This is a genomic window from Microaerobacter geothermalis (assembly GCF_021608135.1).
GTDB lineage: Bacteria > Bacillota > Bacilli > DSM-22679 > DSM-22679 > Microaerobacter > Microaerobacter geothermalis.
This window is the reverse complement of sequence record NZ_JAKIHL010000056.1, coordinates 1-14,822: the sequence shown is the minus strand read 5'-3', so window position 1 is coordinate 14,822 and position 14,822 is coordinate 1. Positions and strand designations below refer to the sequence as shown.

The window sequence follows — 14,822 nt, the reverse complement described above, 5'->3', positions numbered from 1 at the left end:
TCTGTCTAATAAACGGGCTTGTAAGCACCAAGATTAAGCGACCTCCCTCGCCAGCCGCAAGTCCATTATATCGCATATTGCTTATTTTCATCATCTGATGGTGCCGCGTCAGCGGCATGGATGTCTAATAATTAATGTACAATACGAGGTAATTGTATAACTTTCAAACCAAACAGGTCTTCACAAGTCCGGCTTGTGAAGTTAATAGGGAAGCCGGTGCAAGTCCGGCGCGGTCCCGCCACTGTAAATGGGGAGCTTTGCTGCAAACGATCCACTGTCACTAGCGTGATGGGAAGGAGAGGCAAAGCGTAGATCCATGAGCCAGGAGACCTGCCTGTTTGCGCAGACTATTTTCCTTCGGGTCAAAAGGAAAGGTCGAATGATGGCGAACATGCTGTCCACGCCTTGATCTCCCAGAGGAATCAAGGCATTTTTATTTGCGGACGGCGCAATAGCAGAAACAATAGTATAGATTTGGAAACAGGTACCGAGACGATAGTCAAAAATCGTCCGGTTTAATAGGGAAGTTCGGTGAGAATCCGACACGGTCCCGCCACTGTGATGGATGGCTCACTTGAAAGCGGTTTGTACGTTTTCAGGTGGGCGGACGTTCAGCTAATAAACCACTGAAATCAACTTTCGGGAAGGTGCTGAAACGTTAAACCTAAGTCAGGAGACCTGCCTGTTTTAACAACACTATTGACCTACGAGGAATAGGGAGGTGTTAGAGTGCGGTTCCTTTTGTGCTACTTCTGTGCAAAAAGAGGAATGAAGTTCGAGCATTTCTAGCCTTGCAGGTTGGAAATGCTTTTATTTTTTTAAGGAGGGGAAATAATGATTTTCGAACTTGTTTCATTTTCGATATTTGCCGTTATTACAGGTATCCGACACGGTATTGATTCGGATCATATCGCGGCCATCGCCGATATGGTAGGAATGGAGTCGGAGAAAACTAGGCAGCTGAAGATGGGAATCACTTATTCTTTAGGTCATGGGTCGATTGTGCTGGTGATTGGACTGTTGGCGATTTTTCTGGGAACCCGATTACCTGAATCTGTTTTGTCATTTTTAGAGTTTCTGGTAGGCGCTAGTTTACTAGTGTTGGGGGGATTCATTCTCTTTTCCGTATTCAAGCAAAAGAAAGAATATCAATTCCAAAGTCGCCTACAAATTTTTCTGAAAATCGCGGAGCGGTTGTTCAAGCGTAAATTCGAGATATCAAAATGGGGGGTGTTAGGGGCATTTTCTATTGGCATCCTCCATGGAATCGGTGCCGAAACCCCTACACAAGTATTAATCATATCCACAAGTCTTGGATTTGATAATCTAGCATTTGCTGTTTTGTTGCTCTTGCTTTTTACGATTGGTGTTATCTTTTCGACGATTTTTATCACTTACGCAGCCTCTTGGGGTTTTATGAAAGCGAGGTTTAAAAGGGGTGTCTATATTTTTATCGGATCCTTGACAGGTGTGTATAGTTTGTTTTTAGGGATTTCAATAATGGAGAGGTGGTTTTCATGAAGGGGAAGTTGCTAGTAATCGGCTTCGGCCCAGGGAGTTCAGAACATATGACGAAGCGTGCGCTGGATGCGATTAACGAGTGTGACGTGATTGTCGGCTATAAAACATATGTGGATTTGATTAGGGAACTTGTGACGAATCAAGAAATTGTAAGCACAGGGATGACGGAGGAAGTGAGTAGGGCGCGCGAAGCGATACGGCAGGCTGAAGCGGGAAAAAAGGTGGCAGTGATTTCAAGTGGAGACTCTGGTGTTTACGGAATGGCCGGGTTGATTTATGAAGTTTTGGTGGAAAAGGGGTGGAACGAAGAATCGGGGGTGAGTGTAGAAATCGTACCGGGGATTTCAGCGATAAACTCTTGTGCGGCTTTGCTGGGAGCTCCAGTGATGCATGATGCGTGTACGATCAGTTTAAGTGATCATCTGACTCCGTGGGACATGATTGCACGGCGCCTGGAAGGGGCGGGAATGGCTGATTTTGTGGTGGCATTGTATAACCCGCGGAGTGGGCGCAGAACGCGACAGATTGTGGAGGCACAGAAGATATTGTTGAAGTACCGTTCGCCGGACACCCCTGTTGGAATTGTGAAGAGCGCATACCGCAAGCGGCAGAATGTGGTGATCACGACGTTAGAGGATATGCTGAACCATGAGATTGGGATGCTGACAACGGTGATTGTGGGGAATTCGTCAACTTTTCTTTACGATGGGAAGATGATTACGCCGCGCGGATACCAGCGCAAGTACACGCTTAATACGGATGAGCAGACACTGAAGCCCCACGAACGCCTGCGGCGGGAAGCGGAGCCGTGGGGCCTAGGGAATGATTTGGGTCCACGCGTTTTGGCGGAGGAAGCGCTGGCAGCAGTGAATAGGGGCCGGCGGTCAGAATCTATTTTTGAAATAGCGGTGAGCCCAGGTGTTGCAAATAAGAAGTTGACGCCGCGGCAGTTGGCGGTGCTGGGGGAGGTTGCAGGTGATGAGGGTACAATTGAATATACCCCGCACCATCAAGTGATATTACGTATTCCTACGGATGAACCGGTGAAGATCACGGAACGTCTCGCCGAGGAAGGTTTATTATTGTACCCGGTAGGTGAGGTTGTTGTGGTGAAGGCGTGTGATTTCTGTGATGGAGAAAAGGGTGAGGGCATTCCATATGCCGAGGAAATCAGCCGACGGCTTGGTGGGTTGCCGGTACCGAAGGAACTGCGGATTGGCATCAACGGCTGTGGAATGGCCTGTTATGGCGCAGTTCAGGAAGATATCGGGATCGTGTACCGCAAGGGTGGGTTCGATTTGTTTCTTGGCGCCAAAACAGTTGGGCGCAATGCCCATTCTGGATTTTTGGTGGCGGAAGGGATTGCTCCGGAAGAGATTGTTGGTCTGGTTGGGCGCATTGTTTGTCGCTATGCATCTGAAGGGTATCCCAACGAGCGTTTCCACAAATTTTTTAAGCGAGTACAAGAGATCGAGAGTTTCGTATGGCGTGAAGTGCCTAATATTGCAATAGAAGCGTCCGTGTGCGGCGAATGATAAGGGTTGCAAAAAATAAAATATTTTTCTCGGATTTAACTGAAAATTTCGCAAAGAGGAGGGCTGATTTTGGACGCAGTCTTGTTTGTTGGCCATGGCAGCAAAGATCCGGAGGGGAACGAGGAAGTCAGGAGATTCGTATCAACGTTGGAACCAGATCTGGCCGAGCCGATCATCGAAACGTGCTTTTTAGAATTTGAGAAGCCGGATATTGTTCAAGGCATTGACGCTTGTGTTCGGAGAGGGGCGACACGGGTGGCGATAATCCCGATTATTTTGTTTTCCGCAGGACATGCAAAAATTCATATTCCGGCAGCAATGGATGAAGCAAAAATAAAATATACAGATGTCGAATTTGTCTATGGCCGTCCTGTTGGAATCCATGAGTATGTGCTGGATATTTTGTCTGCTAGAGTACAGGGAACCGGCTTCGGGCTGGATGATACGGCTGTTCTGATCGTAGGTAGAGGAAGCAGCGATCCGGATGCGAACAGCGACCTTTATAAAATTTCCCGCCTGTACTGGGAAAAGCTAAAAGCCGTCAAGTGGATGGAGACAGCTTTCGCCGGGGTGACGTTTCCCTCAATAGAGGAGGGGATAGACAGGTGTTTAAAACTTGGGGCAAGTAAAATCATCATTATTCCTTACTTCCTATTTACGGGTGTCCTCATCAAACGAATGGAGAAGATGATAAGCCGTTTTAAAGAGCGATATCCAGGACATGATTTTGTGCTGGCGGATTACTTCGGTTTCCATCCCAAGCTACGGGATATTTTGCTCGACCGAGTCAAGGAAGCTGTGCAGGATAAGGTGAAGATGAACTGCGATACATGCCAATATCGTGTTGCCGCGATGAAAAACGCAGAACACCACCATCATCACCACCATCATGATGATCACGTAAGAGGTGGAATGCAATGATTCTTCTGTTGGCAGGAACGAGCGATGCCCGTGAATTAGCGGTGAAAATCCGTCAGCGGGGGTATGAATTGCTAACAACCGTTGTAACGGAGAATGCTGCGAAAAGTTTGCAGAAAGTAGGACTGCCCGTGCAAATTGGCCGATTAACGGCGGAAGATATAGAAGACCTCGTACGGGTAAAAAATGTAGCGGCGATAGTAGACGCCACTCACCCATATGCTGAGGAAGCATCGAAAAATGCGATCGCGGGGGCGCAAAAAGCAAACGTCCCCTATATACGGTATGAAAGGGAAAGCAGACTGCTCTATGAAAAACACGATAAGATTATGGTTGTTGAAGATTATATACGGGCAGCGGAAGCAGCGGCGGAAAAAAGAGGTATCATCCTGCTGACAACCGGCAGCAAGATGCTTCAGATTTTTACGGAGCGGTTGCTGGGATTTCCGGATATAACGCTAATTGTGAGAATGCTACCACGCAAAGACAATATGGAAAAGTGTGAGCGGTTGGGGATCGAGCAGAAGAATATTGTAGCCATGCAGGGTCCGTTTTCCAAGGAACTAAACAAAGCGATTTACGATCATTACAAGGTAACAATGATGATTACGAAAGAAAGCGGCAAAGTGGGAGCTATCGACGAGAAAGTTGAAGCGGCTCTGGAAATGGGGATCGATATCGTCATCATCGCCAGGCCGAAACTGGAGTACGGCACCTATTATTCCGATTTCGACAGCGTGATTAAAAAATTAAATGAATTGTCTTAGGGGAGGCATAGCTAAATGGACTTTCGAACCGATTTTAAGCCGAAAACAGTACAGCCGCAAGCGATTGAATGGGAGAGTTTCCGCATGATTGACGAAGAAGTTGGTGATCATCCGTATACACCAGAACAGTATCCGGTTGTGCAGCGAGTCATTCACGCTTCGGCTGACTTCGAACTGGGGCGCAGCCTCATTTTTCACCGCGATGCGATCAAAGCGGGAATCGATGCAATCCACAATGGAAAACCGATTGTTGCTGATGTACAGATGGTTCAGGTTGGCATCAGTCAACCGCGCATCAAAAAATTCGGAGGTGATGTAAAAGTTTACATATCAGACCTTGATGTGATAGAGGAGGCAAAGCGATTAAACACTACCAGAGCGATCATTTCGATGCGTAAGGCGATCAAGGAAGCGGAAGGCGGGATTTTTGCCATTGGCAATGCCCCGACAGCACTGTTGGAATTAATTCGTCTTGTAAAAGAAGAGGGAGCAAAGCCGGGACTGATCATAGGTGTCCCGGTTGGATTTGTGTCTGCGGCAGAGTCAAAATCGGAACTGGAAAAACTGGATATTCCGTTCATCACCAACAGGGGGCGTAAAGGCGGAAGTCCGGTTGCGGTCGCAGTTGTGAATGCGATTGCTATACTAGCGGAAAAACAGGTGTAGGCGAAGGATGGAGAAGCAAGAAAAGAAGCCTTTGCGATACGGATATACGACTGGTTCCTGTGCTACAGCAACGGCAAAAGCGGCGCTGCTCGCTTTGATCGAACAAAAAAAGCAGGAAAAAGTGACAATCAAATTACCGACAGGGGAAGCAGTCACCTTTCAACTAAAAAACTGCGAATTTACCGGTGAAATGGCGGTTGCGAGGGTCATAAAGGACGGTGGAGATGATCCGGACGCGACGCATGGTGCACTGATCGAAACGACTGTCACTTGGAAGCCCGAACCGGGGATTGTACTTGAAGGAGGCAAAGGTGTGGGCCGCGTAACGAAACCCGGACTCCCAGTTCCTGTGGGCGAAGCAGCGATTAATCCGGTACCGCGTAAAATGATCATGGAAACGGTGCAGGAGGTGCTCGAAGAATATCGGATCACTTTAGGAGTAAAAGTGGTTGTTTCCGTACCAGATGGCGAGGAGATTGCGAAAAAAACGTTAAACGGCCGGTTGGGAATTATCGGGGGCATTTCCATCCTTGGTACGCGCGGGATTGTTGTTCCGTTTTCCAATGCCGCCTATAAAGCGAGCATTGTGCAGGCGATTCGTGTCGCAATCCTCAGCGGCTGCGATCATCTCGTTTTATCGACAGGAGGCCGCAGCGAAAAATACGGTATGGAAATGTATCCCACATTGCCAGAGGAAGCATTTATTGAAATGGGAGATTTTGTAGGATTTGCTCTCAAGCAATGTAAAAAAGAAAATGTCAAGCGTGTGACATTGATGGGGATGATGGGGAAATTTTCTAAATTGGCACAGGGAGTGATGATGGTTCATGCCAAAAGTGCCCCCGTCGATTTCGGTTTTCTTTCACAAATTGCAGAAGAATCAGGTGTCCCGGAACAATTAAGGGAACAGATCTTAAAAGCCAATACTGCTTCCCAGGTGGGGGACCTGATGCTAGAACACGGTCAGCGGCTGTTTTTTCAACAGCTGTGCGAACAATGCTGTAGAACCGGGCTGAGAGAAGTAGGGGGCGGTATGGCTATCGAAACCATTATTACAAGCTTAAAAGGGGTCCTATTAGGAAGGGTGACAATTGATGAAAGTGATTGGAATCGGTGATAACGGTAAGGAGAGCCTCCTTCCGCTGTACCAGAAATGGATCGAGGAAAGTGAGCTTTTAGTCGGAGGAGAACGCCATCTGGGATTTTTCCCGGAATACCGGGGGGAGAAACTGGCCATAAAAGGCGGACTAGCGGGTCTAGTAGAAAGATTGCATAAAGAATCAAAGAAAACGGTCATATTGGCATCGGGGGATCCACTGTTCTATGGAATTGGCGGGTATCTGTCAAAAAAACTGAAAGTGGAAATATACCCAAACTTAAGTTCGCTTCAACTGGCCTTCGCCCGTATGGGGGAAAGTTGGCAGGACGCTTATTTTACAAGTGTCCACGGCAAGAGCATGAAGGGGTTGGCACAAAGAATTGACGGAAAAGACAAGATCGCACTCTTGACAGATACTGAGAATAATCCCAATGCGATCGCAAATTATATGCTGTCCTTTGGAATGACGGAGTATCGTGCGTTTATTGGGGAAAATTTAAACTCAGAAAGGGAAAGGGTCGGATGGTACAGCCTCAGCGAGATGGCGGATCAACGGTTCTCGGATTTAAATGTCGTTATTTTGAAAAAAGAAAAAGACGGTCCTTATTGGCCGATCGGAATCGAAGATGAAGAATTTTCGCAGCGAAAGCCCGATAAAGGGTTGATCACAAAACGGGAAATCCGCGTGTTGAGTTTGGGTAATCTGAACCTGAAACCGGAAAGCATCGTTTGGGATATCGGAGCGTGTACCGGATCGATTGCGATCGAAGCGGCGCGCATCGCCCGTTACGGAGAAGTATACGCAATTGAGAAAAATGAGAGGGATATCCAAAATTGCTATGAAAACATGCATAAGTTCCGAACTGATTTTATGGTGATTCACGGCAAAGCCCCCGCTGGTTTGGAGCGTTTCGCCGATCCTGATGCGGTGTTTATTGGGGGTACTGGCGGTGAGATGAGGGAACTGCTGCATATTTGCTGCAGCCGCCTAAAAGTTGGCGGCCGCATTGTACTGAATGCCGCAACGATGGAAACGCTGAACGAAGCAGCGCGGGTTTTTGAGATGGAAGGTTTTGAAACGCAGATTACATTGGCACAGCTGTCGCGCAGCAAATCGATTTTAAACATGAAGCGGTTCGAGGCATTAAATCCGGTATTTATCATAACTGCAAGGAGGAGACATGAATAAATTAGGCATACTCTATGGTTTGGGGGTCGGCCCGGGTGACCCGGAGCTGATTACCATCAAAGCCTTTCGCGTTTTAAAGGAATCACCTGTCATCGCCTATCCGAAAAAACGAATGGGCAGTAAAAGCTATGCGTTGGAAATCGTGGAATGGTACGTAAATCCGCAGGAAAAAGAAATGGTCGGTTTGGTTTTCCCCATGACCAAGGATCAAGTGATTCTTGAACAGGAATGGAATAGGACGGTTGAGACAATTTGGGAGTTCCTGCGGCAGGGAAAAGACGTTGTGTTCGTGACGGAAGGAGACCCGCTTCTATACAGCACGTTTATCCATTTAATGCGGCTGATGAATCAGCTTTATCCGCAGATTGAGGTAAAAGTAATCCCCGGGATTTCTTCAATTAACGCTGCTGCTGCACAATTGGGGCTACCGTTGGCGGACGGTGACGAGCAGATTGCGGTTGTTCCCGCTACCGATGACTATGATGCGATGAGAAAGGCGTTGGAATCTCATGACTGTGTTGTCTTTATTAAAGTGGCTAAAGTAATGGATCTTATATTAATGGTTTTAAGGGATTTGCAATTAATCAACAAGGCATCGGTGGTAACGAAGGCCACTTCCCGTGAAGAGATGATCTGGCGTAATGTGGAAGAACTCGTGGGAAGTGATCTTGGATATTTGACCTTAATGGTGGTGAGAAAATAATGAAGGTTTATATTGTGGGAGCGGGTCCCGGAGACCCTGACTTGATTACAGTAAAAGGTTTAAAGATCCTTAAAGAGGCGGATGTGGTCATGTACACCGATTCACTCGTTAGTGAGGAGCTGGTTACTAGGGCAAACCCCGAGGCAGAAATTTTAAGGAGTTCCGCAATGTCCCTGGAAGAAATGGTAGACATCATGGCCGATCGAATAAGGCGGGGAAAAAAAGTCGTTCGACTTCATACTGGGGACCCGTCGGTATACGGCGCAATTATGGAACAGATCGCCCTTTTGAAAAAGGAAGGAATCCATTACGAGATTGTACCCGGGGTCAGTTCAGTATTTGCGGCGGCAGCGGTAGCGGGAGCGGAACTGACGATTCCCGAATTGACACAGACGTTGATTTTAACAAGAGCGGAGGGGAGGACGCCCGTTCCGGAACGGGAAAAACTGAAGGATTTGGCTTCCCATCACTGTACGTTGGCCTTGTTTCTAAGCGCGACTTTGACGAAAAAAGTGGTCAATGAGCTGCAGGAGGCTGGATGGAGTGAAAATACTCCCATTGTGGTGGTGCAAAAAGCAACGTGGCCCGAACAAGTGATCATTCGAACTAATTTACGAAATCTGGATAAAGATATGCGCAAGCACGGAATCCATTCCCATGCTATGATTTTGGCAGGATGGTCGCTCGACCCGCATATTCATGACAAGGACGAGTACCGGTCAAAATTATATGATAAAGAATTTACGCATGGATTTAGAAAAGGAGTTCAGGCATGATGATTTACCTGCAAGAAGGACGAATTCCAGCGATACAAAAAAAGGGTGACTATGCTGTTGTGGCGATTACCAAACATGGAACGGAACTTGCGCGCAAGTTGCAGGCTAATTTTCCGCTTGTCGACGTGTATTATATGGGCAAATTTGCAAAAGGGGATGAAGCGGAGCGGGGGATTCAGATGTTTTTCGGAAGTGTGCGCCTGCTTCTTCCTGCTCTTTTTTCAGTGTATAAAGGGATCATTGGTATCTTTTCCATTGGTGCGATGGTTCGTTTGTCCGCCCCGCTAATAAAGGATAAAAAAAGTGATCCCGCGGTTGTCGTGATTGATGATAAAGGGGAGCACGTCATCAGCGTCCTTTCCGGACATTTGGGAGGCGCCAATGATTTGGTGCGGGAAGTAGCGGCGATTCTTGGTGCGCGCCCGGTGATCACGACGGCATCCGAGGTACAGCAAACCATTCCGGTAGATTTGTTTGGGCAACGCTTCGGTTGGGAATGGGAATCGGCAGAGAAACTGACCCCGGTGAGTGCCTCTGTCGTAAATGAAGAACATGTCGCGATTGTCCAGGAATCAGGAGAAAAAAATTGGTGGATGTATGACTCGCCGATTCCAAAAAATATTCGGATATATCCAAGCATTACCGAAGCGATTGCAGCGCAACCACGGGCTGCGCTCGTTGTCACGCATCGAGTGTTGGCAAAGGAAGAAGAAGAAATTTTGAACAATGGAGTGCTCTACCGGCCGAAGGTGATTGTGCTCGGAATCGGCTGCAACCGCGGAACATCGGCTAACGAAATAGAACAGGTGATCATAGAAACACTACATGAACTGAAATTTTCTGTCCGAAGTGTGAAAGCAGTTTGTACGATCGATCTAAAAAGGGATGAGCAGGGCTTATTGGAGGTCGTGCGAAAATACGGATGGGAACTTGTTTGCTATACTCCAGCACAATTAAATCAGGTGGAGATGGAACAACCATCGGAAACGGTGTACAGGTATACGGGTGCCTATGGTGTGAGTGAACCGGCTGCCAAACTGTACGGCAGGTTGAATCGGCTTGTCCTAGACAAAAAGAAGTCGGGAAATGTAACTATTTCAGTTGGAGTGATCAGATATGAATAGAATTGTCATTGCAGGAACAGGCAGCGGTGTCGGAAAAACGACACTTACGATCGGACTGATGGCCGCGTTAAAACGAAGAGGGTATATCGTCCAGGGGTTTAAATGCGGACCGGATTATATTGATCCAACATATCATACAGCGGTGACAGGTAGAGTGTCTCGCAATTTGGACAGTTGGATACTTAACCATGAGGCGGTGAAGGAGGTTTTTGTCAGGGGAAGCGAAGGAGCAGATATTTCCATCATTGAAGGGGTGATGGGATTCTATGATGGTAAGAGTCCTGTGAGCAACGAGGGCAGTACGGCGGAAATCAGCATGCTCACCGAGTCGCCTGTAGTTCTCGTAGTGAACTGCCAGAGCATGGCGCGAAGTGCGGCGGCGATCGTAAAAGGTTTTCAATGTTTTGCCGAAGGTGTCCAAATTGTAGGAGTGATTGCCAATAGAGTGGGCAGCGTCGGACATTTTCGCCTGGTAAAAGAAGCGGTCGAGCAGGAATGCGGAATTCCGGTGATCGGATACTTGCTGTGGGAGGAAGAGATGGAGATTCCAGAACGCCATCTTGGGTTGGTACCGTCCATCGAACGGGGTGAGCTGCAGCCGCTGTTTGACAGGCTGGCCGATATGGTCGAAAAAACGGTCGATTTAGAGCGATTGACAGAACTTGCCGCTGTCCCGGCATTACGGGCAGAGGCCAGGCTATTTCGGAAGAAGGAGAAAAAAATGGTGAAGATTGCTGTTGCTAAAGATGCGGCATTTCACTTCTACTATCCGGAGAATCTGGAGCTGCTCGAGCGTTGCGGAGTCGAGTTAACCTATTTTTCTCCCCTTGCCGGAGAAAAACTGCCGAATGACGCGGACGGAATTTATATCGGTGGCGGTTTTCCCGAGGAATTTGCCGATGTCCTTTCTAAAGAGGAAGAAGTGATGGTATCGATAAGGGAGGCAATAAGAGCAGGTCTGCCCACTCTTGCGGAGTGTGGCGGTTTCATGTATTTGACGGAGGCAATCGAGACGAGTGATGGCCGAACTTATCCAATGGTTGGTATCATTCCGGGAAAAGTAAAGATGCAGAAAAAACTTGCAGCCATTGGCTACCGGGAGGTCAGCGGAACGGCGGGCAATTTTTTGCTTGCTGAAGAACAGGCAAGAGGGCACGAATTTCACTATTCCATTTTTACCCCAGGAAAAAAAATCACCCATGCTTATCAAACAAAGGAATTACGTGGGGAAAAACCGGAGGGATGTTTGCAAGGGAACTTAGTTGCCGGTTACACCCACCTCCATTTTGCTTCTCAACCAAACATCGTAAAAAGATGGGTGGAAAAATGCCGTGAGGTCAAGGAATCCCGCTGATGATTGTATGTTTAATCATAAGATCTATCAACTTGCTCAGGTAAATCTTCTTCTCCGTCTGCAGGGGATGAATCCACCAAATATACTATTTAACAACAATTTTTAGAAAAGATTATGAAAAAGATCTCTTATATTCGTTTTATCAAATTCAGACTTGTCGAATTCGTATTAAAATAATAAAATCTCTCTTATAGACGTTTATCTCCCATACATTAATTATACCCAGATGTTTTTGAGGGCTCCGTTCTTTAGAACAGAAGCGGACATGAATACTTCCTGACGAACTCGACAAGAAGTAATTAAAGTCTTAATAAATTCATTAGTTCCTGTTCATCCAAACTTCAGATTCGTTTATAATTCCTGGGAAGGAGTGAAGAAAAAATGCCAATCAAGATTCCCGATCATCTGCCTGCAGGAGAAATACTTCATCATGAAAATATCTTTGTGATGGGAGAGGACCGGGCTTTTCACCAGGATATTCGTCCTTTAAGAATCGTGATTCTAAATTTGATGCCAACAAAAGAAGCGACAGAGACACAAATTCTTCGGTTATTGGGCAATTCACCGCTGCAAGTGGAAGTTGTTTTATTGCATCCGGCTACCCACACTTCGAAGAATACTTCTCCAGAACATTTGGCAACATTTTATAAAACCTTTGAGGATATACGTCATCAAAAATTCGATGGAATGATTATCACCGGAGCTCCCATTGAGCATCTTGAATTTGAAAAAGTTAACTACTGGGAAGAGTTAAAAGAGATTATGGACTGGAAAATGCACAACGTATCTTCTACCCTTCATATTTGCTGGGGGGCTCAGGCTGGTCTTTACCACCATTACGGGATACCTAAATATCCTCTTAACAAAAAAATGTTTGGAGTTTTTTCACATACGGTAAATAAAAAAAATGAAAGGCTTCTCAGGGGATTTGATGATGTATTTTTTGTTCCCCATTCCCGCTATACGGAAATCAGGAGAGAAGATATCGAGAAAGTACCTGAGCTTGAAATTTTGTCGGAATCTGAAGAGGCTGGTATATATATCGTGGCCAGTAAGGATGGACGTCAAGTCTTTGTGACGGGACATTCTGAATATGACAAAAACACGTTAAAATTGGAATATGAACGGGATGTCAAAAAAGGATTAGATATTGCCGTACCCAAAAATTATTTTCCGCAGGACAATCCTGACATGGAACCCCTTGTCAATTGGAGGTCTCATGCTAATCTTCTCTTTTCCAATTGGCTCAATTATTATGTCTATCAGGAAACACCTTATGACTTAAACGAGATTAAATAGAAAAAAATCAATCAAGTTAAGCATTATGAAGTTTATCTGAAACGGAACCTGATCGCCGGACAAACCCATTTTTTCTCCTCATGTAACGTGATGGTAAATCGTTGGATAGATAGGTGAATTAGGGACTATCTCTAAAGTTTATTTACTTTTAGGGTAGTCCCCATTTATATTAAGAAAGATCTAAGCACATTTTAATCCGGTGAATTCCTTTTCCGTATTCATCTTTTAAATAATCAACAGTTGAAAATCCTAATGAAGTATATAAATGAATCGCACTTTTGTTCTCCTCAGAGACGGTTAGTACAATTCTACGAAAATTCATGTCACTCAAATCTTTTATGATATGCTGCACAAAAAATTTTCCCAGTCCTTTACCACGGTAATTAGGAATGATAGAAACTCCATAAATATACGCTTCATTTGGATTTTCAAAACAACGAAGGACTTCAGCCAATCCTATTTCTTTCTCAAAGGATTTTAATATATAAACTCGGCCATATCGAACTAGAGGAGAAAGTCCCCATTCATCTAAACCTCCGTTTGAACCGAATCCCAAACTTTCAATTTCTACCATTTTGATTAACAGGTCTAAAGTTAGATGATTCACTATCTCAACCAAATAATTATTCATTGTTCTCTCCATTAAAATTAAACTCACGCGTAATAAAGAATTTATATTTATCTCCACGGTAAAATGCCTCTTTATATTCCAACGGCTGATTTCCAGAATAGATGATTGATGAAATATTTAGTAAAGGGGATCCTTTTTCTACTTTAAGCAATTCGGACAATCTGTCATCCGAAACAATTGCCTCAATCGTCTGCTCTGTATGGGTAGGATATAATTCCGAAAGATTCCCATATAAATCCAGTGTTGAGAAAGGTTCATGATTTGCAACCTTCTCCTTGGCAAGATTGATAAACTTGTTTCCAATATTAAATGAAAAATAGGAAGTATAGTATACTAATGGAAGTTCATTCCCATATCCGAGAAGCTCAATATTTACGATGGGCTCGTTTATACTGATATTTAGTAAACGGGAAAAATAAAAATCATTTGGTATCACATCTGTGTTAAGCAGATCCGTTGAACCAACAATCCCCTGCTGGGCCAATGTCTGTTCAAAATTGCTGATTTTTGTTAATCCCTGTTGGATTTTTGGTCCGGCGACAAAAGTACCTCTTCCATGGCTTCTTAAAAGAATCCCTTCGTTTACAGCAAGGGAAATCGCCTGCCTCACCGTAATTCTGCTGACATTATATTTTTCACATAATTCTCTTTCTGATGGGATTTGTTGCCCAGGTTTTAATATTCCCTCATCAATTTGTTCGATTATTTTGTTTTTTAATTGTTCGTATAGAGGAATTGGATTACTTCGTTCAATCATTTTCTCACCAACTTTTAATATTATTTTTACTACTATTGTAGTACATTTTCACATAACATGGAATAACCAGTTATGTATTTTTTACTATAATATAAACTATTTGATAATTTTTTTTGCAAGACTATTTAAGTAGTCAACTAGACATAAAATGTTATATTTAATGCAATAAAATATAACATTAATAGCTTGGATTTTTATTAATATAGCAAATATAAAATTTAATGTAATATTAATTTACGTAAATATAACCTAAAATTTAATACATTTCTCTGTTAAAGTAAAAAAATATAAAATAAACTATTGACATAGCACGTCATAACCAGTATTAATATAGATATACACACAATATTCTAAATCTATCCTGAAAATTAACTCGTTGCACGAACCAAAAAAAACAATACAAAACTAACCCTAGGCCTTACAAAATATGGTTAGGGTTGAAGAGCGATGATTCCTATCGTTTGTGTCAAGATGCTTCTGATT

The 14,822-nt window shown here is 44.7% G+C and carries 14 protein-coding genes and 2 riboswitches; of the genes, 12 read left to right on the top strand and 2 right to left on the bottom strand.

From position 1 onward, the window contains the following. The first annotated feature begins 157 nt into the window (after positions 1–157). A riboswitch (cobalamin riboswitch) is annotated at positions 158–352 on the top strand. 113 nt (positions 353–465) lie between these two features. Further along, positions 466–700, top strand: a riboswitch (cobalamin riboswitch). 134 nt (positions 701–834) lie between these two features. The 12 genes from L1765_RS15090 to metA all read left to right on the top strand — a co-directional run bounded on the left by L1765_RS15090 (position 835) and on the right by metA (position 12,951). Continuing rightward, positions 835–1,521, top strand: a complete 687-nt coding sequence (locus L1765_RS15090) for a HoxN/HupN/NixA family nickel/cobalt transporter (RefSeq protein WP_236408317.1) — start codon at positions 835–837, stop codon at positions 1,519–1,521. Next, positions 1,518–3,056, top strand: a complete 1,539-nt coding sequence (cobJ, locus tag L1765_RS15085) for a precorrin-3B C(17)-methyltransferase (RefSeq protein ID WP_236408316.1) — start codon at positions 1,518–1,520, stop codon at positions 3,054–3,056. Before L1765_RS15090 ends, cobJ begins: the two co-directional genes overlap by 4 nt. Positions 3,057–3,125: 69 nt before the next feature. Continuing rightward, a complete protein-coding gene (locus L1765_RS15080) occupies positions 3,126–3,977 on the top strand; it encodes a sirohydrochlorin chelatase (protein WP_236408315.1) in 852 nt (283 codons plus the stop codon). Beyond that, on the top strand, positions 3,974–4,741 hold the full coding sequence (cobK, locus tag L1765_RS15075) for a precorrin-6A reductase (protein ID WP_236408314.1): 768 nt from the start codon (positions 3,974–3,976) through the stop codon (positions 4,739–4,741). The genes L1765_RS15080 and cobK overlap by 4 nt, the downstream gene beginning before the upstream one ends. A gap of 15 nt (positions 4,742–4,756) precedes the next feature. After that, positions 4,757–5,407, top strand: coding sequence for a precorrin-8X methylmutase (locus L1765_RS15070; RefSeq protein WP_236408313.1), 651 nt, complete (start codon positions 4,757–4,759; stop codon positions 5,405–5,407). Between the two features lie 7 nt (positions 5,408–5,414). Further along, positions 5,415–6,524, top strand: a complete 1,110-nt coding sequence (locus L1765_RS15065; RefSeq protein ID WP_236408312.1) for a cobalt-precorrin-5B (C(1))-methyltransferase — start codon at positions 5,415–5,417, stop codon at positions 6,522–6,524. Then, entirely contained in the window at positions 6,502–7,695 is a 1,194-nt protein-coding gene (cbiE, locus tag L1765_RS15060; protein ID WP_236408311.1) for a precorrin-6y C5,15-methyltransferase (decarboxylating) subunit CbiE, read from the top strand. The genes L1765_RS15065 and cbiE overlap by 23 nt, the downstream gene beginning before the upstream one ends. Beyond that, complete coding sequence (gene cobI / locus L1765_RS15055; protein WP_236408310.1) at positions 7,688–8,398, top strand: precorrin-2 C(20)-methyltransferase; 711 nt, start codon at positions 7,688–7,690, stop codon at positions 8,396–8,398. Before cbiE ends, cobI begins: the two co-directional genes overlap by 8 nt. Next, positions 8,398–9,174: a precorrin-4 C(11)-methyltransferase gene (gene cobM, locus L1765_RS15050; protein WP_236408309.1), complete on the top strand. Its 777-nt coding sequence runs from the start codon at positions 8,398–8,400 to the stop codon at positions 9,172–9,174. The genes cobI and cobM overlap by 1 nt, the downstream gene beginning before the upstream one ends. After that, on the top strand, positions 9,171–10,298 hold the full coding sequence (locus tag L1765_RS15045) for a cobalt-precorrin 5A hydrolase (protein WP_236408308.1): 1,128 nt from the start codon (positions 9,171–9,173) through the stop codon (positions 10,296–10,298). The genes cobM and L1765_RS15045 overlap by 4 nt, the downstream gene beginning before the upstream one ends. Next, the gene (locus L1765_RS15040; RefSeq protein WP_236408307.1) at positions 10,291–11,652 is read left to right on the top strand and encodes a cobyrinate a,c-diamide synthase; all 1,362 of its coding nucleotides are present in this window, start codon (positions 10,291–10,293) and stop codon (positions 11,650–11,652) included. Before L1765_RS15045 ends, L1765_RS15040 begins: the two co-directional genes overlap by 8 nt. Positions 11,653–12,033: 381 nt before the next feature. After that, complete coding sequence (gene metA / locus L1765_RS15035; protein WP_236408306.1) at positions 12,034–12,951, top strand: homoserine O-acetyltransferase MetA; 918 nt, start codon at positions 12,034–12,036, stop codon at positions 12,949–12,951. Between the two features lie 169 nt (positions 12,952–13,120). Here the strand turns inward: metA and L1765_RS15030 are convergent, their stop codons facing one another. Further along, a complete protein-coding gene (locus tag L1765_RS15030) occupies positions 13,121–13,582 on the bottom strand; it encodes a GNAT family N-acetyltransferase (RefSeq protein ID WP_236408305.1) in 462 nt (153 codons plus the stop codon). Beyond that, the gene (locus L1765_RS15025) at positions 13,575–14,339 is read right to left on the bottom strand and encodes a GntR family transcriptional regulator (protein ID WP_236408304.1); all 765 of its coding nucleotides are present in this window, start codon (positions 14,337–14,339) and stop codon (positions 13,575–13,577) included. The genes L1765_RS15030 and L1765_RS15025 overlap by 8 nt, the downstream gene beginning before the upstream one ends. Positions 14,340–14,822 lie beyond the last annotated feature (483 nt).

Excerpts from the sequence above, each read along its gene's own strand:
- cobJ (WP_236408316.1), top strand. The coding sequence starts at position 1,518 with ATGAAGGGGAAGTTGCTAGTAATCGGCTTCGGCCCAGGGAGTTCAGAA.
- L1765_RS15045 (WP_236408308.1), top strand. The coding sequence starts at position 9,171 with ATGATGATTTACCTGCAAGAAGGACGAATTCCAGCGATACAAAAAAAG.
- cobK (WP_236408314.1), top strand. The coding sequence starts at position 3,974 with ATGATTCTTCTGTTGGCAGGAACGAGCGATGCCCGTGAATTAGCGGTG.
- cobI (WP_236408310.1), top strand. The coding sequence starts at position 7,688 with ATGAATAAATTAGGCATACTCTATGGTTTGGGGGTCGGCCCGGGTGAC.
- L1765_RS15065 (WP_236408312.1), top strand. The coding sequence starts at position 5,415 with ATGGAGAAGCAAGAAAAGAAGCCTTTGCGATACGGATATACGACTGGT.
- metA (WP_236408306.1), top strand. The coding sequence starts at position 12,034 with ATGCCAATCAAGATTCCCGATCATCTGCCTGCAGGAGAAATACTTCAT.
- L1765_RS15070 (WP_236408313.1), top strand. The coding sequence starts at position 4,757 with ATGGACTTTCGAACCGATTTTAAGCCGAAAACAGTACAGCCGCAAGCG.
- L1765_RS15030 (WP_236408305.1), bottom strand. The coding sequence starts at position 13,582 with ATGAATAATTATTTGGTTGAGATAGTGAATCATCTAACTTTAGACCTG.
- L1765_RS15090 (WP_236408317.1), top strand. The coding sequence starts at position 835 with ATGATTTTCGAACTTGTTTCATTTTCGATATTTGCCGTTATTACAGGT.
- cobM (WP_236408309.1), top strand. The coding sequence starts at position 8,398 with ATGAAGGTTTATATTGTGGGAGCGGGTCCCGGAGACCCTGACTTGATT.
- L1765_RS15025 (WP_236408304.1), bottom strand. The coding sequence starts at position 14,339 with ATGATTGAACGAAGTAATCCAATTCCTCTATACGAACAATTAAAAAAC.
- cbiE (WP_236408311.1), top strand. The coding sequence starts at position 6,502 with ATGAAAGTGATTGGAATCGGTGATAACGGTAAGGAGAGCCTCCTTCCG.
- L1765_RS15040 (WP_236408307.1), top strand. The coding sequence starts at position 10,291 with ATGAATAGAATTGTCATTGCAGGAACAGGCAGCGGTGTCGGAAAAACG.